The sequence below is a fragment of the Variovorax cryoconiti genome, assembly GCF_051216395.1.
Lineage (GTDB): Bacteria > Pseudomonadota > Gammaproteobacteria > Burkholderiales > Burkholderiaceae_C > Variovorax.
The window spans coordinates 141,762-161,247 of the sequence record NZ_JBPJZI010000006.1 but is presented as its reverse complement, the minus strand read 5'-3'; the positions used below and the strand labels follow the sequence as shown (position 1 = coordinate 161,247).

At 67.3% G+C, this 19,486-nt stretch carries 18 protein-coding genes; 13 read left to right on the top strand and 5 right to left on the bottom strand.

Annotation, left to right across the window (positions count from 1 at the left end; genetic code table 11):
• The first annotated feature begins 22 nt into the window (after nucleotides 1-22).
• The 11 genes from ACSFA2_RS16575 to ACSFA2_RS16525 all read left to right on the top strand — a co-directional run bounded on the left by ACSFA2_RS16575 (nucleotide 23) and on the right by ACSFA2_RS16525 (nucleotide 13,561).
• On the top strand, nucleotides 23-1,174 hold the full coding sequence (locus tag ACSFA2_RS16575; RefSeq protein WP_435456410.1) for a PilT/PilU family type 4a pilus ATPase: 1,152 nt from the start codon (nucleotides 23-25) through the stop codon (nucleotides 1,172-1,174).
• A gap of 8 nt (nucleotides 1,175-1,182) precedes the next feature.
• Nucleotides 1,183-2,364: a succinyl-diaminopimelate desuccinylase gene (gene dapE / locus ACSFA2_RS16570; protein WP_435456409.1), complete on the top strand. Its 1,182-nt coding sequence runs from the start codon at nucleotides 1,183-1,185 to the stop codon at nucleotides 2,362-2,364.
• Complete coding sequence (gene prmB / locus ACSFA2_RS16565; protein WP_435456408.1) at nucleotides 2,361-3,260, top strand: 50S ribosomal protein L3 N(5)-glutamine methyltransferase; 900 nt, start codon at nucleotides 2,361-2,363, stop codon at nucleotides 3,258-3,260. Before dapE ends, prmB begins: the two co-directional genes overlap by 4 nt.
• A gap of 109 nt (nucleotides 3,261-3,369) precedes the next feature.
• Nucleotides 3,370-5,247 carry an ABC transporter ATP-binding protein gene (locus ACSFA2_RS16560; protein WP_435456407.1) on the top strand — a complete coding sequence of 626 codons (1,878 nt, stop codon included), beginning with the start codon at nucleotides 3,370-3,372 and terminating at the stop codon, nucleotides 5,245-5,247.
• A 64-nt stretch (nucleotides 5,248-5,311) separates the two neighbouring features.
• Nucleotides 5,312-6,844, top strand: a complete 1,533-nt coding sequence (locus ACSFA2_RS16555; RefSeq protein ID WP_435456406.1) for an ABC transporter substrate-binding protein — start codon at nucleotides 5,312-5,314, stop codon at nucleotides 6,842-6,844.
• Nucleotides 6,845-6,862: 18 nt separating this feature from the next.
• Complete coding sequence (locus ACSFA2_RS16550; RefSeq protein WP_435456405.1) at nucleotides 6,863-7,786, top strand: ABC transporter permease; 924 nt, start codon at nucleotides 6,863-6,865, stop codon at nucleotides 7,784-7,786.
• Between the two features lie 13 nt (nucleotides 7,787-7,799).
• A complete protein-coding gene (locus ACSFA2_RS16545) occupies nucleotides 7,800-8,690 on the top strand; it encodes an ABC transporter permease (protein ID WP_435456404.1) in 891 nt (296 codons plus the stop codon).
• A 2-nt stretch (nucleotides 8,691-8,692) separates the two neighbouring features.
• Nucleotides 8,693-10,459, top strand: a complete 1,767-nt coding sequence (locus ACSFA2_RS16540; protein ID WP_435456403.1) for a M14 family zinc carboxypeptidase — start codon at nucleotides 8,693-8,695, stop codon at nucleotides 10,457-10,459.
• Nucleotides 10,456-12,420: an ABC-F family ATP-binding cassette domain-containing protein gene (locus ACSFA2_RS16535; RefSeq protein ID WP_435456402.1), complete on the top strand. Its 1,965-nt coding sequence runs from the start codon at nucleotides 10,456-10,458 to the stop codon at nucleotides 12,418-12,420. The genes ACSFA2_RS16540 and ACSFA2_RS16535 overlap by 4 nt, the downstream gene beginning before the upstream one ends.
• Nucleotides 12,421-12,596: 176 nt before the next feature.
• Entirely contained in the window at nucleotides 12,597-13,172 is a 576-nt protein-coding gene (locus tag ACSFA2_RS16530) for a hypothetical protein (protein ID WP_435456401.1), read from the top strand.
• A gap of 158 nt (nucleotides 13,173-13,330) precedes the next feature.
• Entirely contained in the window at nucleotides 13,331-13,561 is a 231-nt protein-coding gene (locus ACSFA2_RS16525; RefSeq protein WP_435456400.1) for a hypothetical protein, read from the top strand.
• 64 nt (nucleotides 13,562-13,625) lie between these two features.
• Here ACSFA2_RS16525 and ACSFA2_RS16520 read toward each other — a convergent pair whose 3' ends face one another.
• Together ACSFA2_RS16520 and ACSFA2_RS16515 are read right to left on the bottom strand one after the other, a co-directional pair.
• The gene (locus ACSFA2_RS16520; RefSeq protein WP_435456399.1) at nucleotides 13,626-14,045 is read right to left on the bottom strand and encodes a BLUF domain-containing protein; all 420 of its coding nucleotides are present in this window, start codon (nucleotides 14,043-14,045) and stop codon (nucleotides 13,626-13,628) included.
• Nucleotides 14,046-14,085: 40 nt separating this feature from the next.
• Complete coding sequence (locus ACSFA2_RS16515; protein ID WP_435456398.1) at nucleotides 14,086-14,607, bottom strand: PPC domain-containing DNA-binding protein; 522 nt, start codon at nucleotides 14,605-14,607, stop codon at nucleotides 14,086-14,088.
• A gap of 223 nt (nucleotides 14,608-14,830) precedes the next feature.
• Here ACSFA2_RS16515 and ACSFA2_RS16510 point away from each other — a divergent pair, with 223 nt between their 5' ends.
• On the top strand, nucleotides 14,831-15,781 hold the full coding sequence (locus ACSFA2_RS16510) for a transcriptional regulator GcvA (protein WP_435456397.1): 951 nt from the start codon (nucleotides 14,831-14,833) through the stop codon (nucleotides 15,779-15,781).
• 16 nt (nucleotides 15,782-15,797) lie between these two features.
• Nucleotides 15,798-16,262, top strand: a complete 465-nt coding sequence (locus ACSFA2_RS16505; RefSeq protein WP_435456396.1) for an EVE domain-containing protein — start codon at nucleotides 15,798-15,800, stop codon at nucleotides 16,260-16,262.
• Nucleotides 16,263-16,266: 4 nt separating this feature from the next.
• On the opposite strand, the gene ACSFA2_RS16500 is transcribed toward ACSFA2_RS16505, so the two are convergent.
• Genes ACSFA2_RS16500 through ACSFA2_RS16490 form a run of 3 tightly spaced genes read right to left on the bottom strand, consistent with a single transcriptional unit; the run spans nucleotide 16,267 to nucleotide 19,452 of the window.
• Nucleotides 16,267-17,178 (bottom strand): amidohydrolase family protein, encoded by a 912-nt coding sequence (locus ACSFA2_RS16500; RefSeq protein WP_435456395.1) that lies wholly within the window; start codon nucleotides 17,176-17,178, stop codon nucleotides 16,267-16,269.
• A gap of 16 nt (nucleotides 17,179-17,194) precedes the next feature.
• On the bottom strand, nucleotides 17,195-18,184 hold the full coding sequence (locus tag ACSFA2_RS16495) for a tripartite tricarboxylate transporter substrate binding protein (RefSeq protein WP_435456394.1): 990 nt from the start codon (nucleotides 18,182-18,184) through the stop codon (nucleotides 17,195-17,197).
• A gap of 44 nt (nucleotides 18,185-18,228) precedes the next feature.
• Nucleotides 18,229-19,452, bottom strand: coding sequence for a CaiB/BaiF CoA transferase family protein (locus ACSFA2_RS16490; RefSeq protein ID WP_435456393.1), 1,224 nt, complete (start codon nucleotides 19,450-19,452; stop codon nucleotides 18,229-18,231).
• Nucleotides 19,453-19,486: the final 34 nt, after the last annotated feature.

The window sequence follows — 19,486 nt, the reverse complement described above, 5'->3', positions numbered from 1 at the left end:
CAGCCCGAGGAGTGAGAGAACGATGAGCACGATGGAACGCATCCTTCGACTGATGGCCGAGCGCAAGGCGTCCGACATCTACCTCTCGGCCCATTCCCCGGCGCTGATCCGCATCAACGGCAACTGCCTGCCGATCAATGCGCAGGTGCTGCCGCCGGAGGCGCCGCTGGGCCTGCTGGGTGAAGTGGTGCATCAGAGCCGCATCGCCGAGCTCGAGCGCACCGGTGAGCTCAACATGGCGATCCAGCTCGAGGGCGCCGGCAACTTCCGCATCAGCGCGATGCGCCAGCGCGGGAGCTACGCGGTGGTGGTCCGGCACATCGCGCTGACCATCCCGTCCTTCGACGACCTGCACCTGCCGGACATCCTGAAGACACTCATCATGGAGCGGCGCGGGCTGATCCTGATGGTGGGCGCCACCGGCGTCGGCAAGTCGACCACGCTCGCGTCGATGCTCGACTACCGCAACGAGAACGCGTCGGGCCATATCCTCACCGTCGAGGAGCCGATCGAGTTCACCTACACCAACAAGAAGTCGATGGTGAACCAGCGCGACGTGGGCAGCGACACGCAGTCGCTGCAGGTCGCCCTGAAGAACGCGCTGCGCCAGGCGCCCGACGTGATCCAGATCGGCGAAATCCGCGACCGCGAGACCATGACGGCCGCCATCGCCTATGCGCAGTCGGGCCACCTGTGCGTGGCCACGCTGCACGCCAACAACAGCTACCGCGCGCTCAACCGCATCCTGAGCTTCTACCCGGTCGAAGTGCGGCCCACGCTGCTGGGCGACCTGGCCGGCGCGTTGCGCGCCATCGTCGCGCAGCGCCTGCTGCGCACGCCCAAGGGCGAACGCTGGCCGGCGATGGAGGTGCTGCTGAACACAGCACTCATCGCCGAGATGATCGAGAAGGGCGACTTCTCCGCGGTCAAGGAAGCCATGGAGCAGTCGATGGCCGAGGGTTCGCAGACCTTCGAGGAAGACATTGCCCAGCTCGTGACCGAAGGCCGCGTCACCCGCGAGGAAGGCTTGTCGCAGGCCGATTCGCCCACCAACCTGATGTGGCGCCTGCAGAACCGCCAGGCGGCACCCACCAAGCGCGACGAAGAGCGCGCGCTGATGGCGCAGGAAGAAGAACCCAGCTTCACGGACATCACGCTCGACGTCCGTCATTGATTTCGAAGATGTCCCGAACCCTTCAGCTCGCCGAACACCTCATCTCCCGCCCGTCGGTCACGCCCGACGACGCCGGCTGCCAGCAGATCCTCGGTGAACGCCTCGCCGCGCTGGGCTTCCGCCTCGCGACCATCGAGAGCGGCCCGGCCGATTTCCGCGTGACCAACCTGTGGGCGGTGCGCCCCGGCACGGCTGGTGGCAAGACGCTGGCCTTCGCCGGCCACACCGACGTGGTGCCGACCGGCCCGCTCGACCAGTGGACCAGCCCGCCCTTCACCCCCACGCACCGCGGCGGCAGGCTCTACGGCCGCGGCGCCTGCGACATGAAGACCTCGATCGCCGCCTTCGTCGTGGCCATCGAGGAGTTCCTGGCGGCCACGCCCGACCCGAAGCTCACGCTGGCGCTGCTGCTGACCAGCGACGAGGAAGGTCCCGGCGTCGACGGCACCGTCGTCGTGTGCAACACGTTGGCCGCACGCGGCGAGGCGATCGACTACTGCATCGTCGGCGAGCCGACCTCGGTCGAGCGCTGCGGCGACATGATCAAGAACGGCCGCCGCGGCACGATGAGCGGCAGGCTCACGGTCCACGGCGTGCAGGGCCATATCGCCTATCCGCATCTCGCGAAGAACCCGGTGCACGCCTTCGCGCCAGCGCTGGCCGAACTGGTCGCCATCAACGCGGCTGGCGGCTGGGACGCGGGCAATGCCTTCTTCCAGCCGACCAGCTGGCAGATCAGCAACATCCACGCGGGCACGGGCGCCAGCAACGTGATCCCGGGCAGCGCGGTGGTCGACTTCAACTTCCGCTTCTCGACCGAATCCACGCCCGAATCGCTGCAGCAGCGCGTGAAGGCGGTGCTCGATGCGCACGGGCTCGACCACACGCTGACCTGGACCATCGGCGGCCTGCCCTTCCTCACGCAGCCCGCCGAGCTGGTCGATGCGGTGCAGCAGGCCATCCAGGCCGAAACGGGCATCACGACCGAACTCTCGACCAGCGGCGGCACCAGCGATGCGCGCTTCATCGCGAAGATCTGCCGGCAGGTGATCGAGCTCGGCCCGGTCAACGCCAGCATCCACAAGATCGACGAGCACATCGACGTCGATGCGATCGACACGCTGAAGAACATCTACCGGCGCGCGATCGCAGCGCTCGAATCCCGGCAGACGGCACGGGCGGCGGCATGAGCACGGCCAGCGACGAGACCCGCACCGTCATCCAACTCATCGACGCCGGCGCCAAACAACTGACCGAGGCCGGCGTCGCCTTCGGCCACGGCACCGACAACGCCTTCGACGAAGCCGTCTGGCTGGTGCTGTGGCAACTGCGCCTGCCGCTCGACGACCTCGACGCCGTGGCCGATCGGCCGGTGTCCTTCGGCGACCAGGCGCGGGTCGACGCGCTGATCGCCACCCGCATCCTGACCCGCAAGCCGGCCGCCTATCTCACCAAGGAAGCCTGGCTGCAGGGCGTGCCTTTCTACGTCGACGAGCGCGCCATCGTGCCGCGCAGCTTCATCGCCGAGCTGTTGGTCGACGGCAGCATCGACTACTGGCTGGGCGAGCACACGCGCCAGGTGCTCGACCTGTGCACCGGCAACGGCAGCCTGGCCGTGCTGGCGGCCATGACCTATCCGGATGTCACCGTGACGGCCGCCGACATCTCGACCGAAGCGCTCGAAGTGGCGGCCATCAACGTCACGCGGCACACGCTCGACAGCCGCATCACGCTGGTCGCATCCGACGGCCTGGCCGCCCTGCCCGGCCCGTGGGACCTCATCCTCTGCAACCCGCCCTACGTGAATGCCCAGAGCATGTCGGCGCTGCCAGCCGAATACCGCGCCGAGCCGGAACTCGCGCTGGTCGGCGGCAGCGACGGCATGGATTTCATCCGCTCGCTTCTGCGCGACGCGCCGGCCGCGATGAACGAGCGCGGCGTGCTCGTGCTGGAAATCGGCAACGAACGCGATTACTTCGAAGCCGCATTCCCGTTGCTGGAAGTCGTCTGGCTCGAAACATCGGCCGGTGAGGACCAGGTTTTGCTGGTCACGCGCGAGGCGCTGACGGGACTCGAATCCGCCTGACTTTCGGTTCGCCACGGCGGCCTTGGCACGCGACTTGCGCGACATTGGCGCACGCGCGTGCTCCGACATAGGTTCGGTGCCGCATGCACCTCCACAACGAGACGTACTTTTGCCATCCAGTTTTCCTCAAGTCCCGTGCACGTCCGATGCGCTGCCCGCACCGCTGCTGTCGGTCCGCAACCTGAGCGTCGAGTTCGACACGCCGCAAGGCGTCTTTCGCGCGGTCGATGACCTGAGCTTCGACGTCTGTGCCGGCCGCACGCTGGCCATCGTCGGCGAATCGGGCTCCGGCAAGTCGGTGACGTCAATGGCGATCATGCGGCTCACTGACTACAACCGTGGCCGCATCGCCAGCGGCCAGGTGATGTTCAGGTCGCGCGATGGCACCGTGCTCGACATGACGCAGGCCGAACCGGCAACGCTGCTGCGCATGCGCGGCAACGAGATGTCGATGATCTTCCAGGAGCCGATGACATCGCTGAACCCGGTGTTCACCGTCGGCAACCAGATCGTCGAAGCGCTGCGGCTGCACCGCGGCTTACGCACCCGCGAGGCGCGCACCGAGGCGCTGGCGCTGCTGCGCAAGGTGCGCCTGCCCGATGCCGAGCGCCTGCTCGATGCGTACCCGCACCAGCTGTCGGGCGGCATGCGCCAGCGCGCGATGATCGCGATGGCGCTCTCGTGCCGGCCGACGCTGCTGATCGCCGACGAGCCGACGACCGCCCTCGACGTCACGATCCAGGCGCAGATCCTCAACACCATCCGTGAACTCCAGCGCGACTTCGGCACCGCCGTCGTCTTCATCACGCACGACATGGGCGTGGTCGCCGAGATGGCCGACGACGTGGTGGTGATGTGGCGCGGGCGCAAGGTCGAGCAGGGTCCGGTCGAACGGATCTTCAACGCACCGGCGCATCCGTACACGCAGACATTGCTGGCCGCCGTGCCGCGTCTTGGCAGCCTGACCGGCCAGCCTTTTCCGCTGCGCACGCCGCTCGAGGTGCTGGACGGCGGCGTACGCCGCACGGTCGGCAAGACGCAGGTGCAGGCGACCGCGCGCTACGACGCGCCGCTGCTGCAGGTCGAGAAGCTGACCACACGCTTCGACGTCAAGCGCAACTGGCTCGGCCGCGCGACGCACCGTGTGCATGCCGTCGAGAGCGTGAGCCTGGAGATCTATCCCGGCGAAACGCTGGCGCTAGTCGGCGAATCGGGCAGCGGCAAATCGACCATCGGCAAGACGCTGCAGCAGCTGGTGGCGCCGACCAGCGGCACCATCCGTTTCGACGGCCAGGACATCGACATGCTCGACGCCGCCGGGCGCCGCAAGCTGCGGCAGGACATCCAGTACATCTTCCAGGATCCGTATGCATCGCTCGATCCGCGAAAACGCGTCGGCTTCAGCATCGCGGAGCCGATCCGCACGCACGGGCTGCTGACCGACGACAAGGCCATCGAAGGTCGCGTCGCCGAACTGCTCGTCGACGTCGGCCTCAAGCCCGAGCACGCCAACCGCTTTCCGCATGAGTTCTCCGGCGGGCAGCGCCAGCGTGTGTGCATCGCGCGCGCGCTGTCGTGCAACCCGAAGCTCATCATCGCGGACGAGTCGGTGTCGGCGCTGGACGTGTCGATCCAGGCGCAGATCATCGACCTGTTGATGGCGCTGCAGGCCGAGCGCGGGCTGTCTTATCTGTTCATCACGCACGACATGGCGGTGGTCGAGAAGATCAGCCATCGCGTCGCCGTGATGTACCTCGGGCAGATCGTCGAGATCGGCACGCGGCAGGCGGTCTTCGAGACGCCGGCCCATGCGTACACACGCAAGCTGCTGGCCGCCGTGCCCGTGGCCGAACCTGGTCGCCACAAGGACACGTCACTGATCGAAGGCGAGATTCCGAGCCCGATGCGCGCGGTCGGCGACGAGCCGGCGATCCTGCGGCTGGTCGAGGTTTCGCGCGATCACCGCGTGGCACAGGCCGTGGCCTGACGTGCGCTACCCACCCGTCTTTACTCCGTCTTCAAATCCGTTCCCCTCACCGAAAGAGCTGACCATGACCCGAACCCTCAAGCGCACCTTGCTCGCCTCCAGCCTCGCGCTGGCCGCACTTTGCAGCCCGCTCGCCATGACGCAGGCGCAAGCCGCCGGCACGCTGACCGTCGCCCTGCACCAGGACCCGGGAAACTGGGACCCGATCGCGACCTTCCTCGTCGCCTGGGGCGCAGTCGGCGGCCAGGTGTTCGACGGCCTGATCATGCGCACGCCCGACATGAAGCTGGTTCCGGGACTCGCCACCAAGTGGGAGCTCCTGGAGAACAACACCAAGATCCGCTTCACGCTGCGCCCGAACGTCAAGTTCCACAACGGCGAGCCCTTCGATGCCGAAGCCGTCAAGTTCACCTTCGATCGCCTGCTCGGCGAAGAAGGCAAGAAGGGACCGCAGCAGTCGAACTATGCGTCGATCGACAGGGTCGTGGTGGTGAATCCGCTGACCGTCGACATGTTCCTCAAGTCGCCCGACCCGGTGCTGCTGACCAAGCTGGCCGGCTACGGCGCGATGATCGTGCCGCCGAAGTACATCAAGGAAAAAGGCAGTCAGTTCTTCGGCATGAACCCGGTCGGAACCGGCCCGTTCAAGTTCGCCGACTACAAGCCGAAGGTCAGCCTGTCGTTCGCGAAGAACGCCGAGTACTGGGGCGGCGCGCCGAAGGTGGATGCGCTGGTCTACCGCTTCATCGCCGAGCCGGCCACGCAGGCCGCCGAGCTGCAGGCCGGTCGCATCGACGTCGCCAACCAGGTGCCGCTGGCGCTGATCGACACGCTCAAGAAAGACCCCAAGCTGGAGGTCGTCAGCATGGGCGGCCCGGTGGCGCTGGCGCTGCGCTACAACACGCAGCGCGGCATCATGAAGGATGTGCAGGTACGCAAGGCGCTCACGATGGCGGTCGACCGCGACGCGATCATCAAGACGATCCTGCTCGGCCAGGCCAAGTCGATCGCCAGCTTCCAGGGCGAACTGTCCTTCGGCTACGACCCGGCACTCAAGCCGCTGCCGTTCAACCCGACGCAGGCCAAGGCCATGCTGGCGAAGGCCGGCGTCAAGCCGGGTACGCAGATCCAGCTCGATTTCCGCGGGCCGGACAGCAACTTCCGCGAGGTGTCCCAAGCCGTGGCGGCTTACCTGTCGGCCGTGGGCCTGCAGGTGTCGCTCAAGCCGTACGAAACCAACGTGCTGCTCAACGACATCATCCCGAACGGCAAGACCGGCGAGATGTGGCAGAACCAGTGGGGCGGCTGGACCTTCGACTACGACAACACCGCCTATGCAATGTATTACACGAAGCAGCGCTGGAACCCGTTCGACGACGACGCCAAGCTCAACGCGCTGCTGCATACGCAGCGCAACACCTGGGACCAGGCCGCGCGCAAGGTCACGCTGCAGGAAATCGGCCGCTATGTGGCCGACCAGGCGCTCGAAATGCCGCTCTACAGCCTGAACACGGTGTACGGCATCAACAAGCGCGCCAAGAACCTGGCGCTGCCGGCCGACGGCCGCTTCCGCTTCGTCGAAGCCACGGTCGAATAAAAGCCAAGAACAGGTTCCATGCTCGGTTTTCTTTTCAAGCGGCTGCTGCAGGCCGCGTTCGTGATTCTGGTCGTCACGCTGTTCGTTTCCTATGCGGTGCGGCTGTCGGGCGATCCGGCCATCATGCTGGCCCAGGGCGCCGGCAGCGTGACGGAGGAAGACCTGCAGAACATCCGCACCGGTCTCGGACTGGACCGGCCCTTTCCGGTGCAGTACGCGGAGTTCCTCAAGGGCATGGTGGTGGGCGATTTCGGCCGCAGCTTCCTGGGCGGCACGCCCGTGTCGCAGCTGATCGGCGATGCGTTGCCGGCCACGCTGGCGCTGGCCGGCGCCTCGCTGCTGGTGTCGCTGCTGATATCGATTCCGCTCGGCATCCAGGCTGCCGTGCACCAGGGCCGCGGCATCGACCAGGTGATCCGCATCGGGTCGCTGGTCGGGCTGTCGTTCCCGAATTTCTGGCTGGCGATCATGCTGGTGCTGCTGCTGTCGATCACCTTCCCGCTGCTGCCGCCCTCGGGCTGGGACGGGCCGATCAGCCTCATCATGCCGACGCTGACGATGGCGATCATCTTCTCGGCCACCAACGTGCGGCTGGTGCGCACCTCGATGCTGGAGACGCTGGGCGCGCAATACATCATGGTCGCGCGCGCCAAGGGGCTGAAAAACAGCGTGGTGCTCTACAAACACGCGCTGCGCAATTGCGCGATTCCGCTGATCACCTACATCGGGCTGCAGTTCGGCAAGATGATCGGCGGGCTCGTGGTGGTCGAGAAAGTCTTCAACTGGCCCGGCATGGGCACGCTGGCTTTCGACGCGATCTCGGCACGCGACTATCCGGTGCTGCAAGGCGCGGTCACGGTGCTGGCGCTGCTGGTGGTGTTCGCCAACCTGCTGGTCGACGTGGCCTACGGCCTGGTCGATCCGCGGATTCGAAACGGTTGAGGGAGCCGCCCCCATGTCCACCTCGTCCACCCCCATCTCTGTCGCCGCTCCGGTTCCCGAAACCGGGTCGCTGCCGAACCGCTGGCGCCATCTGCGCTCGCTCGAATTCATCGTCGGCGTGCTGCTCGTGGGCACGATGCTCACGCTGGCACTGATTTCTCCGCTGATCTTTCCCGACCTCGGCACGCGCATGGACCTGGCTGCGCGCCTGACCGCGCCGTTCACCGAATGGCGCCATCTGCTGGGCACCGATCCGCTGGGCCGCGACGTGCTGGAACGCGTGCTGCTCGGTGGGCGCGTCTCGCTCTTCGTCGGCTTCGTCTCGGTGGCGGGATCGGTGACGGTCGGCGTCATCGTCGGGCTGATCGCCGGCTACTACCGCGGCTTCTGGGACATGTTCCTGATGCGCTGTGTCGACGTGCAACTCGCCCTGCCCTTCATCCTGATCGCGCTGACCTTCATCTCGATCCTGGGCGGCGGGCTGGGCAACATCATCCTGTTCATGATCCTGTCGCAATGGGTGCAGTACGCCCGGCTGGTGCGCGGGCTGGTGCTGTCGCTGCGCGAGCGCGAGTTCGTCCAGGCGGCACGCGCTTTCGGCGTGCGCGACCTGTCGATGGTGCGACACCACATCCTTCCGAACGTGCTCGGACCGGTGGTGATCCTGATGACCCTCAACGTCGCGGAAAACATCCTGCTCGAAAGCAGCCTGACCTTCCTCGGGCTCGGTGTCGATCCGCAGATTCCGACCTGGGGCGGCATGTTGGCCGACGGACGCAACTACCTGCAGACCGCGTGGTGGGTCAGCGTGTTTCCCGGGTTGGCGATCATGCTGACGGTGCTTGGGCTGAACCTGCTGGGCGACTGGCTGCGCGACCGGCTCGATCCGCTCGGAAAGGTGTGACGATGACGCTGCTGCTGGACAAGAAACTGCCGCGTACGCTCGATGCGTGGGTGACCGAACTCCTGAACGGAGGCGCCAGCGCTTCGCCCGTCGAAGCCTGGCTCTTCGAAGGGGCGACTGCCCGGCGCGCGGCCGAAAAGCGACTCGCCGGCGCCGGCATTCATGCGCGCTTTCGCAGCGCCTACAAGCCGCTCATTCATCACTTCGAGGAAGCAGTCGACATCGGCGGGCTCGCGCGTGTCACGGTGCGCTATCCGGTGCATCCGAAAGCATCGCCACGCCGCTTCGCATTGGAAACCTATCCGCTGGCGGACATGCTCGCCGGCGTCGCGCTGCAGCTCCAAGCGCAGCCCGAATCGGACGCCATGCCGCGTTACGAGGTCGAACTGCACTGGCGCAACGGGCAGCATCGCATCGACAGCGTCTTCGCGCCGAACCGCTTTCACGACGACCTGCTCGGCAACGCGATGCTGTCGCCCTGCGGCTGGTTCGACGATGCGCCGCGCAGCACCGATTTCGAAGCAGTCTTCCAGCTTGCGATGCACACCCTGCACCACCACGCCTGGCCGACGACCGAGCCGTATTTCGAGCGGCTCGACATCCGCATCGACCTGCCGGCTTCGCCGCGCCCGCCCGGCAGCGCCTGGATCGACCTGCATGAGGCGATGCACGAAGACCTGTATTTTTCGCTGCTCGAAACCTTCCAGCAGCGCAGCGGACGACCGCCGGGGGACCGGCGGCTGCAGCCGGGCCAGATCGTGCCGGACGTTCGGGCGAGCATCGACGGGAGCGTGTCGGTACGGATCGGGCTGCGTGCGTATCCCACGCCAGTTGCCGACACCGAATCGCCGGAGCGCATCGACACGACACCACTCGCCCATGTGAGTTCGCCCTTGTCGTCCGCGCGCGTCACACGCGAGATGGCGGCGATTGGCGGTGTACGTTTCGAGGCGATCAGCCGGCAAGGCCGACGCGTGCTGGGCGTCCATCATGTTGCGGGCCAGCCAGTTCCGGCCGTGATCGTCAGCGGCGGCCAGCACGCCAACGAGACCTCCGGCGTCGTCGGCGCACTGCGTGCGGCGCACACACTGGCGGCGCGCGCAGACGCCAACTTCGCGCTCATCGCGCTCGAAAACCCCGACGGCTACGCCCTGCGCCACGAACTCTGCGCCCACGGCCCGGCGCAGCGCGAGCACATGCAGCACGCCGCGCGCTACACCGCGCTCGGCGACGACCTCGAATACCGGGAGCGGCAGCCGTTCTACGAGCGCGAGGCGCGTCACCAAGCGCTGGCGTTGTCCGGCGCGACGTTGCACGTCAACCTGCACGGCTACCCGGCGCACGAATGGACGCGGCCGATGAGCGGCTACATCCCGCGCGGTTTCGACCTCTGGACGGTGCCGAAAGGTTTTTTCCTGATCCTGCGCCACCTTCCCGGCTGGGCCGATCAGGCGAAGCAGCTTGCCGACCATGTCTGCCGACGACTCGCCGACAGGGCCGATCTCATGGCTTTCAACGCGGCGCAGCGCGCCACTTACAATAGGCACGCTGGCGAGCTTCCTTTCGAAGTCATTCACGGCACGGCCTGCACCATCAGCGAGGTCGACCGCCCCGGACCCGCCCTGACCCTGATCACCGAGTTTCCCGACGAAACTGTCCACGGTGGTCCTTTTATCCTGGCCCACGACACGCAGACCGCAACGGTCCTGGCTGCGGTCGAAGCCTTGAGTCTCCTTCCGCCAACAGCGTCGATACCGCCGAGCCCATGATCACTCTCAAGAACGTCGTCCTGCGCCGCAGCGCCAAGCTGCTGCTCGACGGTGCCAACGCCACCATCAACCCCGGCGAACGGGTCGGCCTGGTGGGCCGCAACGGCGCCGGCAAGTCGACGCTCTTCGCATTGTTCAACCGCACGCTGCACGAAGACGGCGGCGATTTCTTCCTGCCCAAGCAATGGCGCATGTCGCAGGTCGCGCAGGACATGCCCGAAACCGACGAAGGCGCATCCGACTTCGTGGTCGGCGGCGACACCCGGCTGGTCGAACTGCGCGAAGCGCTCGCCAAGATCGAAGCCGCCTACACCGAAAACCCCGACGATGCCGACCTCGGCATGGCGCTGGCCCATGCCTACACCGACCTGGCCGATGCGGGCGAGCACGACGCCGCGCCGCGCGCGCAGGCGCTGATCCTGGGCCTCGGCTTCAAGAGCCACGAGCTCGACGCACCGGTCAGCAGCTTCTCCGGCGGCTGGCGCATGCGCCTGCAGCTGGCCCGCGCCCTGATGTGCCCGAGCGACCTGCTGCTGCTCGACGAACCCACCAACCACCTGGACCTGGACGCGCTCGTCTGGCTCGAAGCCTGGCTGCAGAAGTACGAAGGCACGATGATCGTCATCAGCCATGACCGCGAATTTCTCGACGCGGTGACCAACGTCACGCTGCATGTCGCCAACGCCCAGCTCACGCGCTACGGCGGCAACTACAGCAAGTTCGAAGAAATGCGCGCGCTGCAGATGGAGCAGCAGCAGGCCGCCTTCGGCAAGCAGCAGGAGAAGATCGCCCACCTGCAGAAGTTCATCGACCGCTTCAAGGCCAAGGCCAGCAAGGCCAAGCAGGCACAGAGCCGCGTGAAGGCGCTCGAGCGCATGGAAAAGGTCGCGCCGCTGCTGGCCGAGGCCGACTTCACCTTCGAGTTCAAGGAACCGGGCAACATCCCGAACCCGATGCTGTCGATCACCCAGGCGAGCTTCGGCTACATGGTCGACGATGTGCCCAAGACCATCCTGACCAACGTGAGCAAGTCGGTGCAGGCGGGCCAGCGCATCGGCATCCTGGGCGCCAACGGCCAGGGCAAGTCGACGCTGGTGAAGACCATCGCCCGCGAAATGGGCGCGCTGGCCGGGACCGTGACCGAAGGCAAGGGCCTGAACATCGGCTACTTCGCGCAGCAGGAACTGGACGTGCTGCGCCCGCAGGACAATCCGCTGGAGCACATGGTGCGCATGGCACGCGAACTGGGTGCTTCTGCCAAGGAGCCGACCGGCGAGCAGGCCCTGCGCGGTTTCCTCGGCAGCTTCAATTTCAACGGCGACATGGTCAAGCAGCCGGTCGGCACCATGAGCGGCGGCGAAAAGGCGCGGCTCGTGCTGGCCATGATGGTCTGGCAGCGCCCCAACCTGCTGCTGCTGGACGAGCCCACCAACCACCTGGACCTCGCCACCCGCGAGGCCCTGGCCGTGGCCCTGAACGAATTCGAGGGCACGCTGATGCTGGTAAGCCACGACCGCGCCCTGCTCCGCTCCGTCTGCGACGAATTCTGGATGGTCGGCCGTGGCGGCGTGACCGACTTCGACGGCGACCTCGACGACTACCAGCGCTACCTGCTCGAGGAGGCCAAGCGCCTGCGCGAGGAGGCCAAGGAGGCCGTGCGCAAGGCGAGCGAACCCGTCGCGGCGCCCGCACCGGCCGTCGCCAAGCAGGACGCGGCGCAAGGCCGCCAGCAGCGCAGCGAGCAAGCCAGGCCGCTCAAGCGCGAGATCGCGCAGATCGACGAGCGCCTGGCCGAGGCCGGCACGGCGAAGGCCGCCATCGAGGCCCGGCTGGCGCAGGCCCTGCCCGCCGCCGAGATCGCCGAAGCCGGCAAGCGTCTGAAGGCGCTCAACGAGGAGATCGAACGGCTCGAGGAACGCTGGATGACGATCTCGGGTCAACTGGAAGCGCTCACCGCCTGAAATGAAACCCACCCCCGATGCGCCTGCGGCCCCTCAAGGGGGCGCACCCAGCGGCCTGGCAAAGCCAGTTCCACGGGTGCCCTGGGCTCGGCCGGCAGGTTTCATCGGCTTCGGGCGCGTAGCGCAATGGATCACTGACTCGGCCTGACATCGCCCACCGACAGGAGTACCACCCCATGCCGTCCGCCATCGAACTTGCCCAGGGTGACCCGGCGCTGATCGCAGCGGTGCGGCGCAGTCGCAAGCTCGTCGCGCGCAAGGCGCTGCTGGCGGCAGCCGCCAGCGCGGTGCCCCTGCCGGGCATCGACTGGGCCGCCGATGCCGCACTGCTGTCGCGGCTGGTCCCCCAGATCAGCGCCGAGTTCGGGCTGTCGGTCACCCAGGTCGAAACCATGGCGCCGCAGCAGCGGGAACGCATCCAGAAGGCCGCCACCACCGTGGGCGCGCTGCTGGTGGGTCGGCTGGTCACGCGCGACCTGCTGATGATGCTGGCCAGGCATGCCGGCCTGCGGCTCACCACCAAACAGGCCACGAAGTACGTGCCGGTGGCCGGCCAGATCGTCTCGGCCGGCCTGGGCTACGCCGCGTTGCGGGCGCTCGGCGAACAGCACATCAAGGACTGCGTGAAGGTGGCCCGGGCGGTTCAATTCGCCTTGCCCTCCACGCCCGGCAAAACGCCAATTGCCAGTGAAAACCCTGAGACCAAAAGACCTCCATTCTGGAAGCGCCTCGGATTACCTCATCAAAAGTAATGCATTGGCGCTCGCGGCATTCGGCCCATGACCGCTTTTGTGGATCTTGTATGACGAAGTTGTCCACCCGTTAATTCCTCCCGTGCTACCCTGCATCACAGTCCCCGGGAAGATGCTGCGCCGGCAGCCACGCGGACAAGAATTGGCGGAGGAAACGGATGAACGATGCAGACCTTGCCGCCTCCATCGAGCGGTTGATGGCCCGGGTCGACTATTACTTGCATTGCGAATTGGACGAGGAATACGACCATGACCGGCCGGATTCCGCGCGCATGCAATTGGAAGTCGCCCTCCGGGAGGAACTGCTTCGCGCGAGCGCCATCGGCCTCGTGAGTTCCGTCGTGTCCACCACCCGTGCGGGCTTCGGCGGTGCCGACCTCGCGTCCTGAGCTTCCTTCCTCTTCTTCCGGATCGCACTGAAGAGCGCCCGGCGACCTCGCCGTCACCGATCGTTCAAATGAGCTTCCACCCCGGAGCGCGCACCAGTGCTCGCAGCATCGGCGCGGCCGTGCTGGGGTCCGCGGCGTAGAGGTCGAGCCGGGCGTCGGGCGAGAAGCTGCGGAAGATCGCGCGCGTGTTGTCGTTCCAATCCAGCAGTGCCATCGACCACTCCGGAAATGCCCGCTTGGCAATGGCGCGCCGCTCGAGCGGGGTCACGCCCTGATGGCGCTCGTCGGTTTGAATGCGCTTGAACAAGGCATCTACTGCGCTTTCTTCACCTTCCAGATACTGCATGTAGACGCCATCCAGATAGCAGAGCACCCCGGTGACTCCGAGGTCGGGATTGACGCGACGGGACCATTCGAGAATGGCCGGCAGATCCTGGGCGGACTGGTTGTGGCTTCGGCTGGCGTAGACAAGGCGAATGAGCATCCGGCATGGTACCCACTGACCGCCAACCCCAACGCGCGGCCTATTTCGCGCCAGGGTGCAGCCCCAGCACATTGGCGCCGATCGCGGGGTCGACGAAACGTTCCAGCTTGTGCGGGTGCAGGATCACCGTGATCTCGCACGATCCCGTGCCCACCGTCATTCCCAGGAAGTGGCCACCCGCGCCGATGAAGGTGCCGTCGGTCACGATGCCGTGGGCGTGGATCGACGGCTTGCCTTCCTTCCACGCGATGCTGCCCGTGAGGTTGGCCAGCTCGACGTCCTTGAAGGTCTTGGGGTCGAAGACCTTCCGCGAGAAGTCGTAGAAGCCGAAGGTCGCCTCGCGCATGAAGCCGATGCCGAAGATGCTGGCACTCTGGATCTGCTCGACCATGGTGAGCCGCTCGATGTGCGCGATGACGTCGTCGCCGTTGCGCAGCACCATGAGGTAGCCGGTCGGCGTGCGCGTGACCTTGCCGGTCAGGTCCTGGGCCTGCGCCGCGCCACCGAAGGCCAGCGCCGCGAGCACTGCGATCCACAGGGAGGTGAGCGTCTTGATGAACATGGTTTGTCTCGTTTCTTGGTGATGGTTCGATGGCGTCGCGACGCGACGTTGACGGCATGCACGGCGCCTGCGGGCACCGGGCGGGCGCCAGTCTAGGAAGGCACCCTGCCTCTGGGCAAACGAGTTTTTCTAGGGCGAATGCCGAGAAAATATTGAAGGCTTTTGACGCACACTCGACGCTTCCGGCCTGCCACTCGAACGCCGGCCATCCCAAGGAAACATCGTGTCGCGCCCCATCCCGCCGCTCAATCCCCTGAGGGCTTTCGAAGTCGCCGCCCGGCACCTGAGCTTCACGCGCGCCGCGGAAGAACTGTTCGTCACGCCTTCGGCCGTGAGCCACCAGATCAAGACGCTGGAGGAAAGCCTGGGCATCGCGCTCTTCACGCGCGACGCCAAGGCCCTGTCGCTCACCGCCGCCGGCAAGGCCTACCTGCCAGGCGTGCAGCAGGCCTTCAAGCAACTGGCGCACGCCACCCACCAGTTGCAGACGCACGGCATGCCCGCGCTGAAGATCAACATCCCGCCGACCTTCGCGGTTAAGTGGCTCATCCCGCGCATGGACCGCTTCATGAAGGCGCACCCCGAGATCGACCTGAAGGTGTCGACCTCCAACCACACGGTCGACTTCTCGCGCGAGGATTTCGACCTGTCGGTGCGCTACGGCCGCGGCCACTACCCCGGCCTGCATTCGGAGCTCTGCCTGCCGGTGGAAGTGTTCCCCGTGTGCAGCCCCGCGCTGATGCGTGGCGAGCACCCGCTGCTCACGCCGGCCGACCTGAAGCACCACACGCTGCTGCACGACGACAGCACCTACACCGACGTGAGCAACCCCAACTGGGCGATGTGGCTCGAGCACGCCGGCGTGACGGGCATCAACGCGACGCGCGGCCCGTCGTTCTGGCCCAGCCACCTGGTCATCAATGCGGCGGCCGACGGCCTGGGCGTGGCGCTCGCCAAGAAGAACTGGGTGGTGAAGGACCTGGCCGACGGCCTGCTCGTGCGCCCCTTCGACATCAGCCTGCCGGTGGAGTTTTCCTACTTCATCGTCTACCCGGAAGAACGCGTGGAGGACCGGCGCATCGCCGCCTTCGTCGACTGGGTGCGCCAGGAGGTGGCGGGCGACCAGGCCGCGGCATCGGCGGATACGGCCGCGATGAGCGCGCTCATCGCCTGAGCGGGCGGCACCGAGCATGCCGAACTACTGGCTGATGAAGTCCGAGCCCGACGAGTGCTCGATCGACGATGCGCTGGCCGCACCGGACGCCACCGTGCCCTGGACCGGCGTGCGCAACTACCAGGCGCGCAACTTCATGCGCGACGCGATGCAGGTCGGCGACGGCGTGCTCTTCTATCACTCGGGCTGCGCCGAGCCGGGGATTGTCGGCATCGCGCGCGTGGCCTCGGGCACGCGGGTCGACCCGACGCAGTTCGACCCGGCGTCGCCGTACCACGACGCGGCGTCGAAGCCCGACAACCCGCGCTGGCTGCTGCTCGACGTGCAGGCGCTGCGAAAGACCCGGCTGCTCGGCCTGCCCGAACTGCGCGCCACGCCCGAGCTGGCGGACCTGGTGGTGCTCAAGCGCGGCAACCGGCTGTCGATCACGCCGGTCGTGCCGACGCACTGGCACCGCATCGCCGACGGGCTGCTGGCCTGATCCCTCAGTCCAGCCGATAGAGCCGCACCGCGTTGTCGTGCAGCAGCGCGCGGCGCTCGGCCGCCGGCCGGTCGGCGATGGCCGCCATGAAGCCGGCGACGATCGTGCCGTAGTCCGCCACCAGGCTGTCGACCGGAAAGTTGCTCGCGAACAAGCAACGCGACGCGCCGAAGATGGCGACGGCATCGCGGATCACCGGCCCGTTGTCGGCCTGCGTCCAGGGCTTGCCGCGTTGCCCCAATCCGGAAATCTTGATGGCCGTGTTCGGCTGTGCGGCGAGCGTTTCCAGCGCGCGGCGCCAGCCGGCAAGGCCGGTCTCGCTGCGGTCCACGGGCAGACCGGTGTGGTTGAGGATCAGCGTCGTCTGCGGAAAGTCGCGCGCCAGGTCCGCCGCCTGGTCCAGGTTCCACCACGGCGCCTGCAGGTCGAAGGACAGGCCTTGAGGCTGCAGCAGCGCGTAGCCGCGGCGCCAGCGCGCATCGTCCATCGAGCCCGCCAGCCCGCGCCTGGCCTGCGCCGCCGTCGTGCTGGTCACCGGCTTGTGGCGGATGCCGCGCACCAGCGGGAAGGCGGCCTGCGCCGCCAGCACTTCGGCCACGTCGTCGCGGTCGAGCGCCGCGTGCGCAACGATCGCCGAAGGCCGGCCGTGCGCGCGCGCCAGTTGCGACAGCCAGCGGGTCTCTGCCACCGGGTCGTCTCGTGCCCACTCGGCCTCGATGTGCACGGTGCGCGCCGGCGCGAAGCCGCGCGTGTCGCGGGCCAGGTCGGCCGGCAGGTAGTTGCGCTTGAGCGCCGAATAGTCGCCGTAGCGGAAGTTCGGCACCGTCTCGCCCTGCAGCCACGGGTAGGGGTTCCTGTCGAGGTCCCAGAAGTGCTGGTGCGCGTCGACGAAGGGCGCGCTGGTTTCGACATCCATCGTGCAGCGCCCGCCTTCAGTTCGACAGCTTGAGCTTGCTCGCCAGGTCCTTGAAGAAGGCGCTTTCCTTCGTCATCACCGCTTCGAGCGTCGCGTCGTCGGCGTAGGTGTCGGTGCTGAAGTGCAGCTTGGTCAGCGCGTCGATCCAGACTGGCTCCTTGACCGCCTTCGCCGTGGCTGCCTTCAACACGGCCATCACGTCGTCGGGCGTGTGGCGCGGGGCCGAGAGGCCGCGCCAGATGCCGATCGACAGGTCGATGTGGCGTTCCTTCAGCGTGGGGATCTTCTCGAAGCCGTCGGCCACGCGCTTGTCGGCCATCACCGCCAGCGCCTTGAGCTTGCCGGCCGCCACGTAGGTCGACACCTCGGCCGTGCTCACCGTCACCGCGTCGATGTGGCCGCCCAGCAGCGCCAGCACCGCGGGCGCACCGCCGGCGTAGGGGATGTGGTTGAAGCGGGCGCCGGTCTTCTCGGCCAGCGCCGCGGCTGCCATGTGCCAGGTCGAGCCGTGGCCGGCATTGCCCACGCGGATGTTCGAGTCGGCCTTGCGCGACGCATCGAGGAACTGCTCGAGCGAGGTCCAGGGCGCGTCGGCGCGCACCACCACCGCGGCCGGGTCGGCGTTGAGCCGAGCGATCGGCCGCAGGTCGCTGTACGAGAACTTCGCCAGGCCCAGGTGGTTGAGGAAGGTGAGTTCGGTCGACGACAGCACGATCTTGTAGCCGTCGGGCTTGGCGTTGACCACCTCGCCCAGGCCCAGGGCGCCGCTGGCGCCCGGCCGATTGATGACCACCACCGGCTGCGGCAGGTGCTTGGCCACGGCCGCGCCGAAGGAGCGCCCGACCACGTCGGCGCCGCCGCCGGCCTGCCAGGGCACGACCAGTTCGATCGGCTTGCTCGGGTAGGCGCCGGATTGCGCCCAGGCCGGCGCAGCCAGCGCGGCGCCGAGCAGCAACGCGGCGCGCAGGCCGTGTCGTCGCGCGCCGTCGAAGGAATTGCGTGTCATGTCTCTTGTCTCCGTCTTGTTGTATTTGTTCGGTCGGCGGCGCGCTAGCCCGCCGCCGCGACGCCGACCTTCGGGCTGCCGAAGGCGCCGGCCTGGCGCATCGCGTCGATGGCCTCGGCCGACAGGCCGATCTCGCCCAGGATCTCGTCCGTGTGCTGGCCCAGCAGCGGCGCGGGGTGGCGCACCTGCTGCGGCGTGGCGCTGAGTTTCACCGGAAAGCCGAGGGCTCGCGTCTCGCCCTCGACCGGGTGCTGGATCTTCAGCACCATCTCGCGCGCCACCGCCTGTTCGCTGTTCAGCGCCTCGGCGTAGTTGTAGATCGGCCCGGCCGGCACGCCGACGGCAAGCAATGCGTCGACCCATTCGTCGGCGGTGCGGTGGGCGAATTCGCGCTCCAGTTCCTCGATCAGCACGCCGCGGTTGCGGATGCGCAGCACGTTGTCGGTGAAGCGCGGATCTTTCAACAGGTCTTCGCGCCCGATCACGCCGCACAGCGCCGACCACAGCTTGGGGTTGGCCGCGCCGATGACGAAGTGCCGGTCGGACGCCCGCACCGCCTGGTAGGGCGCGCTCATGCGGTTGGCGCTGCCGATGGGCGTGGGCACCTCGCCCGTGCCCCAGTACTCGGCCGACTCCCACACCGACAGGCTCATCGCCGTCTCGAACAGCGAGGCGTCGACGAACTGGCCTTCGCCGGTGATGCCGCGGCCGATCACCGCGCTCAGGATGCCGTAGGCCGCGAACAGCCCGGCGCCCAGGTCGGCCAGCGGGATGGCGGACTTCACCGGCGCCTCGCCCGGGTGGCCCATCACGCTCATCACACCGGTCATGGCCTGCGCGATCAGGTCGAGGCCGGGCCGCCGCGACCACGGGCCGGTCTGGCCGAAGCCCGAGATGCTGGCGTACACCAGGCGCGGGTTGATGGCGCGCAGCGTGGCGTAGTCGATCTTCAGCCGCGCCGCGACGCCGGGCCGGTTGTTCTCGACCAGCACATCGGCCTCCTTCACCAGCGCGTAGAAGGCTTCGAGGCCCGCCGGGTTCTTCAGGTCGATCTCGACGCTGCGCTTGTTGCGGTTGAGCGCCAGGAAGCCGCCGCTGTCGGCGCCCTTCAGGCGAAAGCCCATCGACTTGCGGGTCTGGTCGCCGATGCCGGGCGTCTCGACCTTGATGACGTCGGCGCCCATGTCGCCGAGCAGCATGCAGCAGAAGGGGCCGGCCATGATCTGGCTGACGTCGAGGACCTTGATGCGGGAAAGAGGAAGGGTCACGCGGTGGCTCCGTGGAATGTCGTGAAGGACCGCG

Excerpts from the sequence above, each read along its gene's own strand:
- ACSFA2_RS16575 (WP_435456410.1), top strand. The coding sequence starts at position 23 with ATGAGCACGATGGAACGCATCCTTCGACTGATGGCCGAGCGCAAGGCG.
- dapE (WP_435456409.1), top strand. The coding sequence starts at position 1,183 with ATGTCCCGAACCCTTCAGCTCGCCGAACACCTCATCTCCCGCCCGTCG.
- prmB (WP_435456408.1), top strand. The coding sequence starts at position 2,361 with ATGAGCACGGCCAGCGACGAGACCCGCACCGTCATCCAACTCATCGAC.
- ACSFA2_RS16555 (WP_435456406.1), top strand. The coding sequence starts at position 5,312 with ATGACCCGAACCCTCAAGCGCACCTTGCTCGCCTCCAGCCTCGCGCTG.
- ACSFA2_RS16550 (WP_435456405.1), top strand. The coding sequence starts at position 6,863 with ATGCTCGGTTTTCTTTTCAAGCGGCTGCTGCAGGCCGCGTTCGTGATT.
- ACSFA2_RS16545 (WP_435456404.1), top strand. The coding sequence starts at position 7,800 with ATGTCCACCTCGTCCACCCCCATCTCTGTCGCCGCTCCGGTTCCCGAA.
- ACSFA2_RS16540 (WP_435456403.1), top strand. The coding sequence starts at position 8,693 with ATGACGCTGCTGCTGGACAAGAAACTGCCGCGTACGCTCGATGCGTGG.
- ACSFA2_RS16535 (WP_435456402.1), top strand. The coding sequence starts at position 10,456 with ATGATCACTCTCAAGAACGTCGTCCTGCGCCGCAGCGCCAAGCTGCTG.
- ACSFA2_RS16530 (WP_435456401.1), top strand. The coding sequence starts at position 12,597 with ATGCCGTCCGCCATCGAACTTGCCCAGGGTGACCCGGCGCTGATCGCA.
- ACSFA2_RS16525 (WP_435456400.1), top strand. The coding sequence starts at position 13,331 with ATGAACGATGCAGACCTTGCCGCCTCCATCGAGCGGTTGATGGCCCGG.
- ACSFA2_RS16520 (WP_435456399.1), bottom strand. The coding sequence starts at position 14,045 with ATGCTCATTCGCCTTGTCTACGCCAGCCGAAGCCACAACCAGTCCGCC.
- ACSFA2_RS16515 (WP_435456398.1), bottom strand. The coding sequence starts at position 14,607 with ATGTTCATCAAGACGCTCACCTCCCTGTGGATCGCAGTGCTCGCGGCG.
- ACSFA2_RS16505 (WP_435456396.1), top strand. The coding sequence starts at position 15,798 with ATGCCGAACTACTGGCTGATGAAGTCCGAGCCCGACGAGTGCTCGATC.
- ACSFA2_RS16500 (WP_435456395.1), bottom strand. The coding sequence starts at position 17,178 with ATGGATGTCGAAACCAGCGCGCCCTTCGTCGACGCGCACCAGCACTTC.
- ACSFA2_RS16495 (WP_435456394.1), bottom strand. The coding sequence starts at position 18,184 with ATGACACGCAATTCCTTCGACGGCGCGCGACGACACGGCCTGCGCGCC.